General features: G+C 66.9%; 15 protein-coding genes. 10 read left to right on the top strand and 5 right to left on the bottom strand.

Features of this window, described 5'->3' with window-relative positions; all coding sequences use genetic code 11:
• The 10 genes from ACWPWT_RS07775 (at position 1) to ACWPWT_RS07820 (ending at position 13,416) form a co-directional block, all read left to right on the top strand.
• Positions 1 to 3,207, top strand: coding sequence for an efflux RND transporter permease subunit (locus ACWPWT_RS07775; protein ID WP_261268914.1), 3,207 nt, complete (start codon positions 1 to 3; stop codon positions 3,205 to 3,207).
• A gap of 261 nt (positions 3,208 to 3,468) precedes the next feature.
• Positions 3,469 to 4,674 carry a DUF445 domain-containing protein gene (locus ACWPWT_RS07780; RefSeq protein WP_454279903.1) on the top strand — a complete coding sequence of 402 codons (1,206 nt, stop codon included), beginning with the start codon at positions 3,469 to 3,471 and terminating at the stop codon, positions 4,672 to 4,674.
• A 97-nt stretch (positions 4,675 to 4,771) separates the two neighbouring features.
• Entirely contained in the window at positions 4,772 to 5,878 is a 1,107-nt protein-coding gene (locus ACWPWT_RS07785; protein ID WP_454279214.1) for an MlaE family lipid ABC transporter permease subunit, read from the top strand.
• Positions 5,869 to 6,795 (top strand): ABC transporter ATP-binding protein, encoded by a 927-nt coding sequence (locus tag ACWPWT_RS07790; RefSeq protein WP_454279215.1) that lies wholly within the window; start codon positions 5,869 to 5,871, stop codon positions 6,793 to 6,795. The genes ACWPWT_RS07785 and ACWPWT_RS07790 overlap by 10 nt, the downstream gene beginning before the upstream one ends.
• Complete coding sequence (locus ACWPWT_RS07795) at positions 6,795 to 7,757, top strand: MlaD family protein (protein ID WP_454279216.1); 963 nt, start codon at positions 6,795 to 6,797, stop codon at positions 7,755 to 7,757. Before ACWPWT_RS07790 ends, ACWPWT_RS07795 begins: the two co-directional genes overlap by 1 nt.
• Before the next feature lie 20 nt (positions 7,758 to 7,777).
• A complete protein-coding gene (locus ACWPWT_RS07800) occupies positions 7,778 to 8,362 on the top strand; it encodes an ABC-type transport auxiliary lipoprotein family protein (protein ID WP_454279217.1) in 585 nt (194 codons plus the stop codon).
• 261 nt (positions 8,363 to 8,623) lie between these two features.
• The gene (locus ACWPWT_RS07805; RefSeq protein ID WP_454279218.1) at positions 8,624 to 10,099 is read left to right on the top strand and encodes an efflux transporter outer membrane subunit; all 1,476 of its coding nucleotides are present in this window, start codon (positions 8,624 to 8,626) and stop codon (positions 10,097 to 10,099) included.
• Complete coding sequence (locus ACWPWT_RS07810; RefSeq protein ID WP_454279219.1) at positions 10,099 to 11,475, top strand: efflux RND transporter periplasmic adaptor subunit; 1,377 nt, start codon at positions 10,099 to 10,101, stop codon at positions 11,473 to 11,475. The genes ACWPWT_RS07805 and ACWPWT_RS07810 overlap by 1 nt, the downstream gene beginning before the upstream one ends.
• Entirely contained in the window at positions 11,468 to 12,211 is a 744-nt protein-coding gene (locus ACWPWT_RS07815) for an ABC transporter ATP-binding protein (protein ID WP_454279220.1), read from the top strand. Before ACWPWT_RS07810 ends, ACWPWT_RS07815 begins: the two co-directional genes overlap by 8 nt.
• Entirely contained in the window at positions 12,211 to 13,416 is a 1,206-nt protein-coding gene (locus ACWPWT_RS07820) for an ABC transporter permease (protein ID WP_454279221.1), read from the top strand. Before ACWPWT_RS07815 ends, ACWPWT_RS07820 begins: the two co-directional genes overlap by 1 nt.
• Here ACWPWT_RS07820 and ACWPWT_RS07825 read toward each other — a convergent pair.
• From ACWPWT_RS07825 to ACWPWT_RS07845, 5 genes are read right to left on the bottom strand one after another with little or no spacing between them, the layout of a single operon-like run.
• Entirely contained in the window at positions 13,385 to 14,005 is a 621-nt protein-coding gene (locus ACWPWT_RS07825) for a nucleotidyltransferase family protein (RefSeq protein WP_454279222.1), read from the bottom strand. The two genes, ACWPWT_RS07820 and ACWPWT_RS07825, sit on opposite strands and share 32 nt — an antisense overlap.
• A complete protein-coding gene (locus ACWPWT_RS07830) occupies positions 13,992 to 14,915 on the bottom strand; it encodes an XdhC family protein (RefSeq protein WP_454279223.1) in 924 nt (307 codons plus the stop codon). Before ACWPWT_RS07830 ends, ACWPWT_RS07825 begins: the two co-directional genes overlap by 14 nt.
• Complete coding sequence (locus tag ACWPWT_RS07835; RefSeq protein WP_454279224.1) at positions 14,915 to 17,155, bottom strand: xanthine dehydrogenase family protein molybdopterin-binding subunit; 2,241 nt, start codon at positions 17,153 to 17,155, stop codon at positions 14,915 to 14,917. The genes ACWPWT_RS07830 and ACWPWT_RS07835 overlap by 1 nt, the downstream gene beginning before the upstream one ends.
• Positions 17,156 to 17,159: 4 nt before the next feature.
• Entirely contained in the window at positions 17,160 to 18,143 is a 984-nt protein-coding gene (locus tag ACWPWT_RS07840) for an FAD binding domain-containing protein (protein ID WP_454279225.1), read from the bottom strand.
• Positions 18,140 to 18,676, bottom strand: a complete 537-nt coding sequence (locus tag ACWPWT_RS07845; protein ID WP_454279226.1) for a 2Fe-2S iron-sulfur cluster-binding protein — start codon at positions 18,674 to 18,676, stop codon at positions 18,140 to 18,142. The genes ACWPWT_RS07840 and ACWPWT_RS07845 overlap by 4 nt, the downstream gene beginning before the upstream one ends.
• Positions 18,677 to 18,702: the final 26 nt, after the last annotated feature.

Genomic DNA, 18,702 nt, shown 5'->3' on the forward strand with positions numbered 1-18,702 from the left:
ATGAGTTTCCGCAACATCTCCGCCTGGGCGATCCGGAACCCGGTTCCGCCGATCGTCCTGTTCGTCGCGCTGACGCTGGCGGGGATCGTCAGCTTCATGCGGATGGACGTGAACAACGATCCCGACATCGATTTCCCGATCGTCGTGGTCGTCGTGAACCAGCCGGGTGCGGCACCGACCGAACTGGAGACTCAGGTCACCCAGCGGGTCGAGGCGGCGTTGCGGAACCTTCAGGGCGTCGACCAGATCACCTCGACCGTGACCGAGGGCACGTCGCAGACGCTGGTCCAGCTCGACATCGGCACGCCGATCGATCGCGCGGTCAGCGATGCGCGCGACGCGATCACCCAGATCCGCTCGATGCTGCCCGACGGTATTCTCGAGCCGCAGGTGATCCGCGTCGATTCGACCGATAACGACCTTGCCAGCTATTCGGCGGTGGCGTCCAACATGACGCCCGAACAGCTCAGTTGGTATATCGACAACAACGTCACCAAGGAGCTGTTGTCGGTCCCCGGCCTTTCCAAGGTCATCCGCAACGGCGGCGTGACGCGCGAGATCCGCGTTATCCTCGACCCGCTGAAGTTGCAGGCACAGGGCCTGACCGCCAGCGAGGTCAATGCACAGCTTCGCATGACCAACCTCAACGCCGCCGGTGGCCGGGCCGAGATTGCGGGCACCGAGCAGGCGGTCCGCGTGCTGGGCAATGCTCGCAACGCCTATGACCTGGGCCAGACCCAGATCAACGTTCGCGGCGGGCGCACGGTGCGGCTGGCCGATATCGCCACGGTCCGCGATCTCTATGCCGAGCAGCGTTCGCAGGCGGCGGTCGACGGGCGGCAGGTCATCAGCTTCGACTTTCAGCGCGCCAAGGGCGCCTCGGACGTCAGCGTCTATAACGGGGCAGTCGAGAAGCTGAAGGGGCTGGAAAAGCGCAATCCGGAGGTGAAGTTCGTCCTCCGCTCGAACAGCGTCAAATATACCGAACAGCAATATGAAAGCGCCATCCATGCGATGATCGAGGGCGCGGTGCTGGCGGTGATCGTCGTGTTCCTGTTCCTGCGCGACTGGCGCGCGACGGTGATCTCGGCACTGGCCATTCCGCTGTCGGCGATCCCGACCTTCTGGGTCATGGACCTGATGAACTTCACGCTCAACCAGATGACGCTGCTGGCGCTCAGCCTGGTGGCGGGCGTGCTGGTCGATGACGCGATCGTGGAGATCGAGAATATCGTGCGCCACATGCGCATGGGCAAATCCGCCTATCAGGCGTCGATCGACGCGGCGGACGAGATCGGCCTTGCCGTGCTGGGCACCACCATGGCGATCGTCGCGGTGTTCCTGCCCGTGTCGATCATGCCGGGCGTGCCGGGCCAGTATTTCAAGAATTTCGGCCTGACCGTCGTCGTTTCGGTGCTGATGAGCCTGGCGGTCGCGCGCATGATCACGCCGATGATCGCCGCCTATTTCCTGAAATCCGCCGGCCATGCCAGCCATGGCGAAGGTCGGCTGATGGACGCCTATATGGCGACGCTTCGCTGGTCGCTGCGCTATGATCGGCCCACGGATGGGGTGCGGCGCGGGGTCTTCCGGCGGTTCTTCGGGCGGTTCCGCGACCATCGCCTGTGGGTGATCGGCATCGGCGTGCTCGCCTTCGTGCTGACCGTCGCGATGTTTGCGATCATCCCCAAGACGTTCCAGCCGCCGCAGGACAATGACCAGGCGGTCGCCAAGATCGAGATGGTGCCCGGCACGACGCTGGCCCAGACCGATCAGGTGGTGAAGCGGGTCGCGCAATTCCTGCGCAAGCAGCCCGATGTCGAATCGGTCTATTCGCGCACCGGCGTCGGCAATGGCCGGGTGGTCGCGACGTTGAAGGAGGATCGCTCGATGAAGAGCACCGACTTCGAACGCTCGCTCGCTCCCGAACTGGCGGCGATCCCCGATGCGCGCGTGTCGTTCCAGTCGCAATTCGGCTGGGGATCGAGCGGCCGCGACCTGACCATCACCCTGGGCGGCGACGACCCCGCCGTGCTGCGCGATACCGCCAACAAGATCGTCGAGCAGATGGGGACCGTGCCCGGCCTGGTCGCGCCGCGTATCGTCGGCAATCTCGACCGGCCGGAGATCGTCATCCGCCCGCGGCTCGACCTCGCGGCCAATCTGGGCGTGACGACCCAGGCGCTGTCGAGTGCGATCCGCATCGCGACGCTGGGCGACATCGACCAGAACTCGGCCCGCTTCTCGCTGTCGGATCGTCAGGTGCCGATCCGCGTCGCGCTGGACCAGAATGCCCGCGCGCGGCTTTCGACCATCCAGAACCTGCCGGTGCAGACCCAGACCGGCGGCTCGGTGCCCCTGAGCGTGGTCGCCGACATCGGACTGGGCGCGGGGCCGACCCAGATCGACCGCGTGAACCAGCGGCGTCAGGTGACGGTGGGCGCCGACCTGGCCAAGGGGGTCATCAGCGGCGATGCGATGAAGAAGGTCCATGACCTGCCGATCATGAAGAATCTGCCGATGGGGGTCAGCGAAATGGTGCTGGGCCAGGCCAAGATGCAGAACGAGATGATGACCAACTTCTTCACGGCGATCATCTCGGCGATCTTCATGGTCTTCGCGGTGCTGGTCCTGCTCTATCGCCGCTTCCTGCCGCCCTTCGTCAACATGGCCTCGCTGCTGCTCGCGCCGCTGGGCGGGTTGCTGGCGCTGTACTTCACCGGCAATCCGCTGTCGCTGCCGGTCTATATCGGCCTTTTGATGCTGCTCGGCATCGTCGCCAAGAACTCGATCCTGCTGATCGACTTCGCGCTGGAGGAGATCGCCAAGGGCGTGCCGGTGCGTGACGCGGTGTTGGATGCGGGCCACAAGCGCGCGCAGCCGATCGTGATGACCACGGTCGCGATGGTCGCGGGCATGATCCCCACCGCTTTGTCGCTGGGCGGCGACGGATCGTGGCGCAGCCCGATGGGCGTGACGGTGATCGGCGGTCTGGCGCTGTCAACCATCCTGACCCTGCTGATCGTACCCGCGGCATTCAGCCTGGCGGTGGGGGTCGAGCGCTGGATCGGTCCGCGCCTCGGCAAGCGCCTGCTGACCTACAAGCCCGGCGACGAACTGGGCGGCGGGCCGGTGATCGAGGGACCGGCTGGCGGCCCCGCATTGCCGCCCGCGACGGGCAAGCTGGGCTACGGCCCGGCCGAGTGACAGGCGCTTTCTTCCCCTGGAAGGGGAGGTGGCAAGCCGCAGGCCCGGCGGAGGGGTGTCGCGTTGTCGAGGGGGGAACACCCCTCAGGCGTGCTACGCGCGCCACCTCTCTTCGCAGGGAAGGAATGGAGAGCGGCCCCGTTTCGTTACGCTTAGGAAAGATTCCGCTTGAACAAACCCGCCGCTCGCGGATTGTTCTGCTCGATGGAAGTCGCGATGCGATCGGGGGGTAGCCAGACCGTTCCACCCGCCCTGCGGAAGATGCGGGTCGTGGCGACCGGGCTGCTCGTCGCTATGGCGGCGCTCTATCTGGTATCGCGGGCGATGCAGCCGGTGCATCCGGCCTGGGGTTTCGTCCGCGCCTTTGCCGAGGCCGCGATGGTCGGCGGACTGGCCGACTGGTTCGCCGTCACCGCGCTGTTCCGCCATCCGCTGGGGCTGCCCATCCCGCATACGGCGATCGTGCCGCGCAACAAGGATCGTATCGGCGATACGCTCGCCAATTTCCTGCGCACCAATTTCCTGATCCCCCGCGTCGTCGCGCGGCGCATGAACCGGCTGGACGTGGCGGGGGCGGCGGGGCGCTGGCTGGCGCAGCCGCCGCAGGAGGGCGGGCGCATCCGGCGCGGCGCGTCGCGGCTGTTCGCCGAAATGCTGACCGCCTTCGATCCCCAAAGGCTGGGCGGCATGGTCAAGGCGGGGATCGGTTCCCGGCTCCGCGCGACCGAGGTGTCGCCGATCCTGGGACAGTTGCTCAAGGCCACCATCGCCGAAGGGCGGCATCTGCCACTGCTCGACTCCGTGCTGCGCTGGGCGGCGAGCGCGCTGGAGGCGAATGAGCCGATCGTCCGGGCGATGGTGCATGAGCGCGCCGGGGCGATCCTGCGCTGGACGGGGCTGGACGAGACGCTGGCCGACAAGCTGATCGATGGGCTGCACAAGCTGCTCCACGATGTCGCCGAGGACCGCGAGCATCCGCTGCGCCTGAAGATCGAGGAAGGTCTCGATCGGCTCGCTTGGGACCTGCAATATGATCCGGACACGCGCGCGCGGGTGGAGTCGATGAAGAACGACCTGATCGCGAATCCGGCGATGCAGCGATGGCTCGACGGACTGTGGGAACAGGCGCGCGAGGCGCTGCTCCGCATGGCACGCGATCCGCAGGCGGTGACCGCCGGGCGGCTGGGCGATACGCTGCGCCAACTGGGACAGACGCTTCAGGGCGACCCGCGACTGGCGGCGACGATCAACCGTTTCGTGCGCCGCGCGGTGGTGGGTGTCGCGGCCGATTATGGCGACGGCATTGTCCGGCTGGTGTCGGAGACGGTGCGCGGATGGGATGCGGACACGGTCACCTCGCGGCTGGAGAATGCGGTGGGCCGCGACCTGCAATATATCCGGATCAACGGGACGCTGGTCGGCGGCAGCGTCGGCCTAGTCCTTCACGCCGTGGACAGGTTGCTTTGAAAACGTCACGCAAACGTCTAATTACCAGTCGAGGTCGATTCGTCGTTCCCACGAAGCGCCTTGTCGATACCTTCGCTTTCGCTCAAAGAGGCAGGTGATGAACGCCAAGGCCGATTATCAGCTGGATCCGGCGAACGGTGGCGCGATGCGCTTTACCGGCAGCCTGTCGCTGGCGACGCTGGGCGACCTGCCGGAGCGGCTCGACCGCGAGAAGGCACCCGTCCAGCGGCTCGACCTGTCGCAGGTCGAGCGGATCGACACGGTCGGCGCCTGGCTGGTCCACCGCTTCGCCGCGCGCAACGATGCGCGGATCGACGGACTGGACGAGGATCAGCGCCATCTGCTCGACAAGGTGGTCGAGGCAGATCAACCCGTGGCGATGCGGCCCCATGCGATCAGCCCCTTTACCCGCGTGGCAGGGGAGGTGGGCGACGCGGTCGTCGCCGCGTTCAAGACGTTGTACGGCCTGCTCGGCTTCATGGGGGCGACGGTGCTGGCCGCGCTGGCCGTGATCCGCCATCCGCGTCGGTTCCGCTTCAATGCGGTGGTGCATGAATTCGAGACGGTCGGCGTCACCGCGCTGGCGATCGTCGGGTTGATGAGCTTCCTGATCGGGATCGTCATCGCGCAACAGGGCGCGGTACAGCTTCGCCAATTCGGCGCGGAGGTGTTCACGATCAATCTGGTCGGGCGCCTGACGCTGCGCGAACTGGGCGTGCTTATGACCGCGATCATGGTCGCGGGCCGCTCCGGCTCGGCCTTTGCGGCGCAACTCGGCACGATGAAGCTGACCGAGGAAATCGACGCGATGCGCGTCATCGGCGTGTCGCCGATGGAGGCATTGGTGCTGCCGCGCACGCTGGCGGCGGTCACGTTGATGCCGCTGCTCGGTTTCTATTCGTCGCTGATCGCGATGATCGGCGGATGCTTCCTGGCGGCGGTGTCGCTGGGTATTCCCCCGATCACCTTCATCGCCCGCATTCGCGAGGTGGTGCCGATCACCGACCTGTATGTGGGACTGATCAAGGCGCCGGTGTTCGGCGCAATCATCGCGATCGCGGGCTGTTTCCAGGGGATGCAGGTCAAGTCCGACGCCGAGCAGGTCGGCCTGCGCACCACGGCGGCGGTGGTGCAGGCGATCTTCCTGGTGATCGTGCTCGACGCGTTCTTCGCGGTTTTTTTCACCTGGATCGGATGGGATTGATGGCCGAACAGGACGAACATCTGATCAGGGTCCGGGGCCTGCGCAACAGCTTTGGCGAGCAGGTGATTCACGACGGGCTCGACCTGGACGTGCGCAAGGGCGAGATTCTGGGCGTGGTCGGCGGGTCGGGCACCGGCAAGTCGGTGCTGATGCGCACGATCATCGGCCTCCAGACCCCCGATGCGGGCGACATCACCGTGTTCGGCGAGCCGACCATCGGGCGCGAAGCGACCGAGGCGGTCGATGTGCGCAAGCGCTGGGGCGTGCTGTTCCAGGGCGGCGCTTTGTTCTCGACGCTGACCGTGGCGGAGAATGTCGCGGTGCCGTTGCGCGAATTCTACCGCGACCTGCCCCAGGCGCTGATGGACGAGATCGCGTCCTACAAGGTCGTGATGACCGGCCTTCCGGCCGATGCCGGGCCCAAATATCCGGCCGAACTGTCGGGCGGCATGAAGAAGCGCGCCGGTCTGGCGCGGGCGCTGGCGCTCGATCCCGAACTGCTCTTCCTCGACGAGCCGACCGCGGGGCTCGACCCGATCGGCGCGGCGGCGTTCGACCAGTTGATCGCGTCGCTCCAGAAGACGCTGGGGCTGACCGTCTTCCTCATCACCCATGACCTCGATACGCTCTATGCGATCTGCGACCGGGTGGCGGTGCTGGCGGACAAGAAGGTGATCGCGGTCGGGACGATCGACGAGCTGATCGCGCTCGACCATCCGTGGATCGAGGAATATTTCAAGGGGCCGCGCGGACGTGCCGCGATCGCCGCCAAGGATGAAGTGGCCGACGTCCGGCCCCGTTCGGCGGACACCGACGCCGCGCGCCATCCGACCGAAGTCGAAGCCCATATCACCGGCCAGCATTCGCAGGGGAGTGAGGCCGATGCCCATGCGAGAGGCGAACCAGGGACACGCTGATGGAAACTCGTTCGAACCACGTCCTTGTCGGCTCCGTCGTGCTGATCCTGCTCGTCGTGCTGGCGCTTTTCACCGTCTGGATCGCCCGGCTGGGCGGTACGTCGGAGAAGCAATATGACATCTTTTTCCGCCAGTCGGTGGACGGTCTGGCAGTGGGTTCGGGAGTCACCTATTCGGGTGTGCCCTCGGGCCAGGTGAAGGAGATCGCCCTGTGGCGCCCAGATCCGCAGTTCGTGCGGGTCCGCGTCGCGGTCAAAGACCAGACGCCGATCCTCCAGGGTACCACCGCCTCGATCTCGGCCAGCTTCACGGGCACCAGCACCATCTCGCTCGATGGCGCGCGCAAGGGTGCGCCGCCGATCACTTGTCCGACACCCGAGAACCGGACCGTCTGCCCCTATGACGTGCCGGTCATCCCGACCAAGCAGGGCGGCATCGGCGCGATCCTGAACTCCGCGCCGCAGTTGCTGGAGCGGCTGTCGACGCTGACCGAGCGGCTGACCGGCCTCTTGTCGGATCGTAACCAGGCGTCGATCGCGGGCATCCTCGACAATACCAACCGCCTGACCGATGCATTGGCCGATCGCGGGCCGGAGATCGCGGCGACGCTGGCGCAGACCCGCGTGGCGATCCAGCAGGCGGGCGATGCGGCGCAGTCGATCGGCCAGCTGGCGGCGACGACCAACGGCCTGCTCGCCGAGGACGTCAAGCCGACCATGGTCAATCTGAACAAGGCGATCGCTTCGGCCCAGAAGAGCGCCGATACGCTGAATTCGGCGATCGGCGATGCGCGGCCGGGCTTGCAGACCTTCTCGAAGCAGACGGTGCCCGAGGTGGATCGTCTGGTGAAGGACCTGCGCGTCATGACCCAGTCGCTGTCGGCGGTGGCCGAAAAGGTCGACCAGCAGGGCGCGGGGTCGCTGATCGGGCAGCAGAAGCTGCCGGACTATAAGGGCAAGTGAGGAAGCCGATGAGGACCGTCATGAAGACTCCGCTGATCGTTCTGATGGCTTCGCTTCCGCTGGCGGGCTGCATCAGCTTCGGCGCCAAGCCGCCGCCCTCGCTGCTGACGCTTCAGGCGCAGTCGGCCCCCGTGGTGGGGCAGACGCAGGATTCGGGGCGCGGCAAGTCGATCACCGTTCAGGTGCCCAGCGCGCCGCAGGAACTCGCCACCGCGCGCGTGCCGGTGCAGGAGGACGCGACCAGCATCGCCTATGTCAAGGACGCGCAATGGGCCGAGCCGCCGACGCGGCTGTTCGCGCGGCTGATGGCGGATACGCTGACCGCGCGGGCCGGCCGGGTGGTGCTGTCGACGCGCGATTCGATCGGCGATCCGGGCGATCGGCTGGGCGGCGAGTTGCGCCAGTTCGGCATGGACGCGACCCGGCGCGAGGCGGTGGTGATGTTCGACGCCGCCCTGCAACGCGACGGCCAGACGAGCATCGAGAAGCGTCGCTTCGAAGCACGCCTGCCGGTCGGCAAGATCGACGCCGAAAGCGTCGGCCCCGCGCTGAACCAGGCGGCGAACCAGGTGGCGCAGCAGGTGTCTGACTGGGTGGGGCGGTAAGGACCCTTGTTTCTCCCCTGTAAGGGGAGGGAGACCATGCGCAGCATGGTGGAGGGGTGTCCATCCTATCGAGAGTGTGACACACCTCCGTCAGGGCTTCGCCCTGCCACCTCCCCTTGCAGGGGAGGAATTTTTGACCAACGCGGAACTTTTACCCCGCCAAAACGTGCGATGTGAGATGACGGCAATCTGCCGCATCCGTCACATTTTGCGACATAAACGCACTGGACGGGCCCGTAACGGCGGGGCAGGTTCGCCGCCATGAAGCCTCGCACCCGCGTCCTTCTCCTGGCCACAGCCGCCTTGTCTGGTTGTACGGTCGGCCCCGATTACCGTCCCGCTGCTCCCCAAGAGCTGGGGGTGCCCGCCAATTGGTCGGTACCCGCAGCTAACGCGCAGGCACAGGAGCTTGGCCGGTGGTGGCGGTCGTTCAACGACCCGTTGCTGGCCGAACTGGTCGAGCAGGCGGTGGTCGCCAATACGGATGTCGTGCAAGCCATCGCCCGAGTGCGGCAGGCGCGCGAAAGCCTGATCCAGAGCCGCGCCTCGCTGCTGCCGACCGTGTCCGGTTCGACCGGCTATCAGCGCAACGAGAATCTGCGCGGCGGCGGGCGCAGCTTCACCCTGCCCGACGGCACGGTGGTCGATACCGGCGGGGGCGGCAGCAACAGCTTCACTGTCGGCCTGTCCGCCAGCTATCAGGTCGGCCTGTTCGGCGAATTGCGCCGCACCGTGGAGGCGACGCGCGCGACCTATGAGGGCGCGGGGTTCACCTATGCCGCGACGCTGCTGACCGTCGAGAGCGAGCTGGCGCGCAACTATATGCTCGCGCGGGCCTATCAGGCGCAGCTTGCCAATGCGCGGGCCAGCCTGGCGTTGCAGGACGACAATCTGGAGATTGCGGGCTTCCGGGTGCGGGCGGGACTGGTCTCCTCGCTCGACGCCGAGCAGGCGCGGGGACAGCGGGCGCAGACCGCCGCCACCATCCCGACGCTGGAGCAGCAATATAATACCGCCGTCTCGCGCCTGGGCGTGCTGACCGCGCAGGCGCCCGGTGCGCTCAAGGCGCGGCTGGAGGCGGCGCGACCGATCCCCAGCGGACCGGCAGTGATCGGCGTCGGCATCCCGGCCGACATATTGCGGCGCCGCCCCGATGTCCGCGCGGCCGAGCGCAACCTGGCCGCCGCCACGGCGCGGATCGGCGTGGCGCAGGCGGCGCTCTACCCCGCGCTCGCGATCTCCGGGAATATCAACGCTGCGGCGACCAGCATCGGCTCGCTCGGCGATGCGATCACCGGCAGCCTGTTCGCCGGGCTGACCCAGGCGATCTTCAACGGCGGCCGGCTGCGGAGCCAGGTCCGCAACGCCCAGGCGCTCGCCGATCAGAGCTATGCCGCCTATCAGGGCACCGTCCTGCTGGCGCTGGAGGATGTCGAGAACGCCATCGTCGCGCTCAACACCGCGCGCGAGCGGGAGCGGCTGTTCGCGATCCAGCTCGACGCGGCGCGTAACTCGGCGATCCTGGCGCGCAGCCAGTATCGCACGGGCCTGACCGATTTCACCACCCTGTCGCAGCAGGAGGCGTCGTTGCTGAGCGCCCAGAACGGGCTGGTCCAGGCGCGCTCGGACGCCGCCACCGCGCAGGTCGCGCTGTTTGCCGCGCTGGGCGGCGGATGGGACGACAGCACCACCCCCGAAGCGCCGCCGCGCGCGACGCAAACCCCGGACAACCGCTGATGGCCGATCAGACTCTCGACGATTTCCTGGGCGTGAAGCCGCAACCGCGCTGGCGCAAATGGGTGCAATGGGGCGTCGTGATCCTCGGCGTTTTGCTGCTCGCGCTGCTGCTCAAAAGCTGTTTCGGCGGGTCGGACCAGGCGGGCTATGCCACCGCCCCCGTCTCGCGCGGCAACCTGACCGTGACCGTCTCGGCCACCGGCAAACTCGCCCCGACCAACCAGGTGACGGTCGGCTCGCAGCTGTCGGGTCTGGTGACGAAGGTCGTGGTGGATGTGAACGACCGGGTGAAGGCGGGCGAGGCGCTGGCGCTGATCGATCCCGAACAGATTGACGACCAGATCCGGGCGGCGCAGGCGACGCTGTCCGCCAACCAGGCGCAGGTGGCGCAGGCGCGCGCGACCGTGGCCGAATCGCAGGCGCAGCTGCGGCGGCTGGAGGAAGTTTACAAGCTGTCCAACGGCCGAGTGCCCTCCGGCACCGAACTTCAGGCCGGGCGCGCCGATGCCCAGCGGGCGGTCGCCGCGCTCCGCGTCGCGGAAGCCAATGTCGCCGCCGCGCGCGCGCAGCTCGCCCAGTCGCAGACTCAGCGCCAGCGTGCGATCATCCGCTCGCCCGTGTCGGGCGTGGTGCTGGCGCGGCAGGTCGATCCGGGCCAGACCGTCGCGGCGTCGTTCAACACCCCGACCCTGTTTGTCATCGCCGAAGACCTGACCCAGATGAAACTGGAGGTCGCGATCGACGAGGCCGATGTCGGCGAGGTGAAGGTCGGGCAAAAGGCCAATTTCACCGTCGACGCCTTTCCGGGCCGGACCTTCCCGGCGACGATCACCCGCGTCGATCTGGGATCGAACCTGACGGTCAGCGCGGCGACCTCGTCCACCTCCTCGACCGCCAGCAGCACGTCGACCACGGGACAGGTGGTTAGCTATGCCGCCGACCTGACCGTCGCCAATCCCGACCTGCAACTCCGCCCCGGCATGACCGCGACGGCCGATATCGTGACCTCGGACAAGCGCGGCGTCATGCTGATCCCCAATGCCGCGCTGCGCTTCCAGCCGTCCGATGGGGCGAGCCAGGGTGGCGGCGGCATTGCGGGCTCGCTGACCTTCCGTCCGCGCCGCGACCGGGCGGCCCGTACCGCCACCGTCCAGCGCGGCGCGACCCAGACCGTCTATGTCCAGGGTACGGACGGCAAGCCGCAGCCGGTGCAGATCGTCACCGGCGACACCAACGGATCGATGACCGAAGTCCTGTCGGGCGGCCTGAAGCCGGGGATGCAGGTCATCACCGGCCAGCTTGCGGCGGGCCAGAGCGCGCCGGCGGCGGGCGGCCAGCGTCGTCAGGGGCAGCGCGGGGGCGGCGGTGGTGGCTGACGCGCCCCTGATCCAGCTTCGCGGCGTCACCAAGACCTATGGCAGTGGCGCGACCCAGTTCCAGGCGCTGAAGGGCGTCGATCTGGACATTGCGGGCGGCGATTTCGTCGCGGTGATGGGGCCTTCGGGGTCGGGCAAGTCGACCACGATGAACATTCTGGGCTGTCTCGACGTCCCGAGCGGCGGCAATTTCCTGTTCCGCGGCCATCATGTCGAGACGCTGGACCGCGACCAGCGCGCGATGCTGCGGCGGCGCTATCTGGGCTTCGTGTTCCAGGGGTTCAACCTTCTGTCGCGCACCACTGCGCTGGAGAATGTCGAGCTGCCGCTGCTCTATCGCGGCGAGGACAAGAAGACGCGGCGCGAGATGGGCATGGCGGCGCTGGAGAAGGTCGGGCTCGACCAATGGTGGGACCATACCCCCGCCGAACTGTCGGGCGGGCAGCAGCAGCGCGTGGCGATCGCGCGCGCCATCGTCACCAGCCCCGACGTGCTGCTGGCCGACGAGCCGACCGGCAATCTCGATTCCGAACGCTCGGTGGAGATCATGGAGTTGCTGACCGGGCTCAACCGGGACAGCGGCATCACCGTGCTGATGGTCACGCACGAACCCGACATGGCGGCGTTCGCGCGCACCGTCATCCATTTCAAGGACGGGCTGGTCGATCGGATAGAGGCACAGCACCGGCCGGGCACCATGCCGGAGCCGGATGCGCCCGCGACGGATATGCACTGATGTTCGGCACCACGCTTCTTCTCGCGATCCGATCGATCCGGCGGCATATGCTGCGGTCGTTCCTGACGACGCTGGGCATCATCATCGGCGTCGGCGCGGTCGTGACCATGGTGACACTGGGCAAGGCGACCACGGCGGCGGTGCAGCAGTCCATATCGTCGCTGGGCACCAACATCCTTCAGGTCCGGCCCGGCCAGGGCTTCGGGCGCGGCGGCGGCGGCCCGCGTCCGCCCGACTTCAAGCCCGAGGATGTCGAGGCGATCGCCGACCAGATCGCGGGCGTGACGGCGGTCGCGCCCCAGGCCCAGACGACCGCGACCGCGATCTATGAAGGCGCGAACTGGTCGACCACGGTGACCGGCACGACGCTCGCCTATTTCACGGTGCAGCCCTGGCCGCTGGCATCGGGGCGGCTCTGGACTCCGGCGGAGGAAGCGTCGGGCAAGGCGGTGTGCATCATCGGCAATACCGTCCGCAAGAACCTGTTCCCCAGCACCGAGGCGGTCGGCAAGCGCTTCCGCATCGGGGCGATCAGTTGCGATGTGGTCGGCGTGCTGACGACGCGCGGGCAGGGCGGGTTCGGCGACCAGGACGATGTGGTGCTCATGCCGATCAAGGCAGTGCAGCGCCGCTTCACCGGCAGCCGCGATATCCGCCTGATGCTGGTCGGCATCGATCAAACTTATCAGACGAACGCGGTACAGGCCTCGCTAACCGACCTGCTGCGCGAACGGCGCAACATTACCGGCGGCAAGGAAGATGATTTCAACATTTTCGACACCAAGCAGATCAGCGACACGCTGACCAGCACGACGACGATGCTGACCCGGATCGTCGCGGCGGTGGCGGCGATCAGCCTGGTGGTCGGCGGCATCGGCATCATGAACATCATGCTGGTGTCGGTGACCGAGCGGACGCGCGAGATCGGCATTCGCCTGGCCATCGGCGCGGTCGCGCGCGAGGTGCTGATGCAGTTCCTGGTCGAGGCGGTGGTGCTGTCCTGCCTGGGCGGGATCATCGGCCTGATCCTGGCGCAGGCAATCATCGCCGCGCTGGTGCCGTTGATGCAGGTGCCGTGGACCTTCGATCCGCAGATCAACGTCATCGCCTTTGCGATTTCGGCGGTGATCGGGGTGGTGTTCGGCTATTTCCCCGCACGACGCGCGGCGGCGCTCAATCCGATCGATGCTCTACGGCACGAGTGATCCGCTCGGGCGCGTGGACCAGTTGGCGTAGCCGTTCCAGATCATCGGGCGTGTCGATGTCGATCAGCTCGGCCGGCGCGGTGACGACATGCCGCCCGCCCGCGACCAGCTTTCGGCCGCCCTCATCGCCTTCCAGTTTGAGCAGCGCCTCGAACTGGCCCGATCCGAAGACGCCGGGCGGGGTGGGATGCTCGCCATTGCTCGACACTACGACCGCGTTGGGTCCGTCAAAGGCGTCCAACAGGCGATAGATATGCGCCGCCGTCACGCGCGGCATATCGGCCAGTGCGATCAGGATCGCCTTGGGGCCGGACTTGATCGCCTCCTTCACGCCCAGATGCAGCGAGAAGGACATGCCTTTGGCGATGTCGTCATTGTGGATCACGCGGTAGCCGCGCGAGGCGAAGTCGAGCTGGCATCCGTCGGTGACGACGATGCGATCGGCGAAGGGGATGCTCTCCAGCGCGGTGGTGACGTGGAAACCCACCGGCTTGCCGAGGAATTCGGCCTCCAGCTTGTTCTCCATCCCGAAGCGGCTCGACTGTCCCGCCGCCAGCAGGACCAGGACCACATCTTCAGCGTCGATCATGAAAGGCTCCTATCATCGCCGCCGCGATCGACAGAGCGATCTCGGACGGGCCGATCGCGCCGATGTCCAGGCCGACCGGGCCATCGATCCGGTCGATCGCCTCAGGGGAAACGCCCATCGCCGCCAGACGCTCCCGCCGCGCCGCATGGCTGCGCCGACTGCCCAGCGCACCGACATAGGCAGTATCGGTGGCGAGCGCGGCGACCAGCGCGGGATCGTCGATCTTGGTATCGTGGCTCAGCGTCACGACGGCGGTTGCCGGGCCGGGCGCATAGGCCGCCACCGCCTCATCGGGCCAGCGATCGTCGAGCGTGACGGCGGGGAAGCGCTCTTCGGTCAGGAAGCGCGCACGCGGGTCGATCACCACCGTCTGAATACCCAAAGTCTGGGCGAGCTGGGCCAGGCTCTGCGCGATCTGCACCGCCCCGACGATCAGCAAGCGGCGCGGCGGGTCGTAACGGTTGGCGAAGACTTCGCCCGTCTCGACCGGGCGAAGGTCGGAATGACCAGTGGCCAAGTCGGTGGTGACGGTCAGCGCCCGGCCCTGCTCGCGGGCTTCGGCGATCCGGTCGAACAATTCGGGGTCGAAGCCGTCCGCCGATACCGGCTGGACCATCACCGCGATCTCGCCGCCGCAGGGCAGTCCGACTTCCCAGGCGGAGGCATCCGCCACGCCGTAGCGCTTCACCTGAAACGGGGCGCCCGCGATCACCTCCGCGGCGGTGTGGAGGATATCGTTCTCGACGCAGCCACCCGACACCGATCCCTCGAACCGGCCATCGGCATGGACCAGCATATGGCTGCCACGCGGACGCGGTGCCGACCCCCAGGTCGACACCACCGTCGCGATCGCCATCGGCTCGCCCCGCCATTCCCTAGCGGCGGCGAGGACACTGTCATGGTCGCTCATCAAAGCGCCGGGAGATGATCGAGCAGCTTGTCGAGCGTCACCGGCATCTCGCGCACCCGGACGCCCGTGGCGTTGTAGATGGCGTTGACCACCGCCGGCGCCGCGCCGGAAATGCCCAGCTCGCCAATCCCCTTGGCGTGGATCGGGTTGGCATGGATGTCCCGCTCGTCGAGGAAATGCACCTCCAACTGGGGCACGTCGGCGTTCACCGGCACATGATATTCAGCGAGGTCATGGTTGACCAGCTTGCCGGTGCGCGGGTCGTGGATGAGTTCCTCGGTCAGCGCGGTGCCGATGCCGAAGGTCATGCCGCCCAGGCATTGCGAGCGCGCGGTCTTGGCGTTGAGCACGCGCCCCGCCGCAAACACGCCCAGCATCCGCCGCACGCGCACTTCGCCCGTGACGACGTTGACGCCGACCTCGGCGAAATGCGCGCCATAGCTGGCCTGCTGGAACTGCTTTTCCTGCTGCCCCGGCTTGATCTCGCCAATCGCGGACAGGCCGTCCTTGCCGACCAGTTCGCTCAGCGGGACCGAGCGATTGTCTCCGATCGCCATGCCGTCCTTGAGCGTGAGATCATCGGCCTTCACGCCCATCGCCTTGGCCAGTTTCTCGCGCACCCGCTCGGCGGCGAGATAGACCGCCGACCCGGCGGAAGCCGCGCCCCAGGATCCGCCCGACCCGGCGGCAGGGGGATCGTTGGTATCGCCCAGCGCCATCGTCACGCGCTCGACCGGCAGGCCGAGGATTTCGGCGGCGATCTGCGCCATGATGGTGTAGCTGCCCGTGCCGATGTCGGTCATCGCCGACGAGACCGTCGCGCTACCATCGGGATGCAATTCGACCTTGGCGGCGGACTGCTGCAACTGATTGGAGCGGCAGGCGGACGCCACGCCCATGCCGATCAGCCAGTCGCCCTCGCGTCGCTGACCCGCCGCCTGACGCTGGTCCCAGCCGAAATGCTTCGCGCCCTCTTCCAGCGAACGGGTCAGGTTGCGCGAGGAATAGGGGACCTTGAGTTCGGGGTCCTGTTCGGGATCGTTGATCTTGCGAAGATCGATCGGGTCGATGCCGATCTTTTCGGCCAGTTCGTCCATGGCGCATTCCATGCCGACCATGCCCACCGCCTCGCCCGGCGCGCGCATCGAGCCGGAGAGCAGCCAGTTCAGCCGCACCACGTCATGGTTGATCCGCCGATTCTCGCCTGCATAGAGGAAGTGCGTGCCGATCCCGACGGGCTCGAAGAAATCCTCGTCGGGCAGGTTGGAGGTGATCGCCTCATGTCCCAGCGCGACGATCCGGCCGCCCGCCTCGGCGCCCAGCCGCATCCGCTGTTCGGTGTTGGAGCGGCGGACGGTGGCGTCGAACACCTGCTGGCGCAGCATCACCGCCTTGACCGGGCGGTTCAGCCGCTTGGCGGCGATGGCGGCGGCGACGCTTTCGGGCGCGATGCCCAGCTTCGACCCGAAGCCGCCGCCGATATAGCGCGAGATGATCCGCACCTTGGACTGCGACACGCCCAATGCCTTGGCGAGTTGCTGTGCGTCGGAGGTCGGCATCTGGTACGCGCCGTACAGCGTCAGTGCACCCTCTTCCCACGCAGCGATCGAGGCATGGGGCTCCATCGCCGCCGAATTCTGGCTGGGGGTGGTATAGGTGACGTCGATCTTGACCGCGGCATTCTCGAACGCCTTGTCGAAATCGCCCTGGTCGTAATGGCCCTTGATCAGGCCATCGGGGGCGGGTTCGGCCTTGTCCTTGTTCGCCTCATAGTCGAACGCACCGTCGCCCAGCGGCTCATAGTCGACCTTCAGCCGCTTGGCGGCATCACGCGCGACCTCGAAGCTTTCGGCGATGACGATGGCGATGATCTCGCCGAAATAGTCGACCGTGCGTACGCCCTGCGTCGGGGCCTCGGTCTCGCCGCCCTGCTGCGGGTTGCGGATGAAGCTGGCATAGTCGGTGATGACGTCGATCACGCCGGGGATGGCCTTCACCGCTTCGGTGTCGATCGACTTGACCTTGGCATAGCCCTTGGTGGCGCTGACCAGCACGCCGTGCGCGATATTCTCGATGGCATATTCCGCGGCATAGGTGGCGGTTCCCGTCACCTTTTTCGGCCCGTCCACCCGATCCAACGGTTTGGAGATCACCCCCTGCACGCCCGTATCGAGCAGGCTGTCGGGATGCGGCTGATTCATGGTCAGCGAATGCGTGTCGTCCTTGCCGAATCCGAACATGGGATCAGCCCTCCTGCGTCAGTTCACTGAGCGTCGCGACCAAAGTGCGGCGCGTCAGCGGAATCTTGAAGTCGTTCGAGCCATAGCCCCGCGCGTCGGCCAGCAGCGCATCGGCGGCGGCGTGGAAGGCGGCGTCGGTGGGCTCCTGTCCGACCAGCGCGGCCTCGACCGCCTCGTTCCGCCACGGCATCGGGCCAAGACCGCCGAAGGCCAGACGCGCAGAGGCGATCCTGCCGCCCTCGACCGCCACGATACCGGCGACCGAGACCAGCGCAAAGGCGTAGGAAGCTCGGTCGCGCACCTTGCGATAGGTCTGCTTACCCTCGGGGGCGGGAGGCAGTTCGACATGGGTGATGAGTTCACCCGGCTCCAGGACATTCTCGATCTCGGGCGTGGTGCCCGGCAGGCGATAGAATTCGCCGATCGCGATGCGGCGGCGATCGCCGTCTGGCTTTCGCGTGATGATGACGGCCTCCAGCGCGCGCATCGCGACCGCCATGTCGCTGGGGTGGGTCGCGATGCACTGGTCCGAGGTGCCGAGGATCGCGAGGATACGGTTCTCGCCGCCGATCGCCGAACAGCCGCTGCCCGGATCGCGCTTGTTGCACGGGGTGGCGGGGTCGTAGAAATAATAGCAGCGGGTCCGCTGGAGCAGATTGCCCCCGGTCGATGCCTTGTTGCGCAACTGACCCGACGCACCTGCCAGCAGCGCGCGCGACAAGACCGGATAGCGTTCGATCACGCGGGGGTCGGCGGCGAGGTCGCTATTGGGCACCAGCGCGCCGATGGTCAGGCCGCCATCCTCGCGTTCCTCGATCTCGGTCAGGGCGAGGCGGCTGATGTCGATCAGCGTGTCGGGCGTCTCGACCTGCAATTTCATCAGGTCGAGCAAATTGGTCCCCCCGGCGATGAAGCGCGCACCCGGCACCGCGCCGTCGCGGGTGGCGGTGCCGATCGAGTCGGCGCGGGCGTAGTCGAACAGCTTCATGCCGCGACCTCCTGGCCGACTTCCTCATTGGGGTCGCGGTCACCTTGCCCGGCGACTTCGCGAATCGCGTCGACGATATTGGGATAGGCGGCGCAGCGGCACAGATTGCCGCTCATCCGCTCGGAGATTTCTTCCACGGTCAGTTCGGCATGGCCCAGATCTTCGGTGACATGGCTGGGCCAGCCCTTCTTCACCTCGTCGAGCATGCCGACCGCCGAACAGATTTGGCCCGGCGTGCAATAGCCGCACTGGAACCCGTCATGCCGCACGAACGCATCCTGCAGGGGGTGGAGGTTGCCCGGCTGGCCCAGACCCTCAATCGTGGTAATCTCGTCATCCTGATGCATCACCGCCAGCGTCAGGCAGCTATTGATCCGCCGCCCGTCGACCAGCATCGTGCAGGCGCCGCATTGGCCATGATCGCAACCTTTCTTGGAACCCGTCAGCCCCAAATGTTCGCGACATAGATCGAGCAGCGAGGTGCGGACATCGACCTCGATGTCATGCGATTGACCATTGATTGTGAAATGCATCGCGCCATCCCCTTGGGATTACAGTT

The sequence above is a fragment of the Sphingomonas sp. Marseille-Q8236 genome (assembly GCF_965112005.1).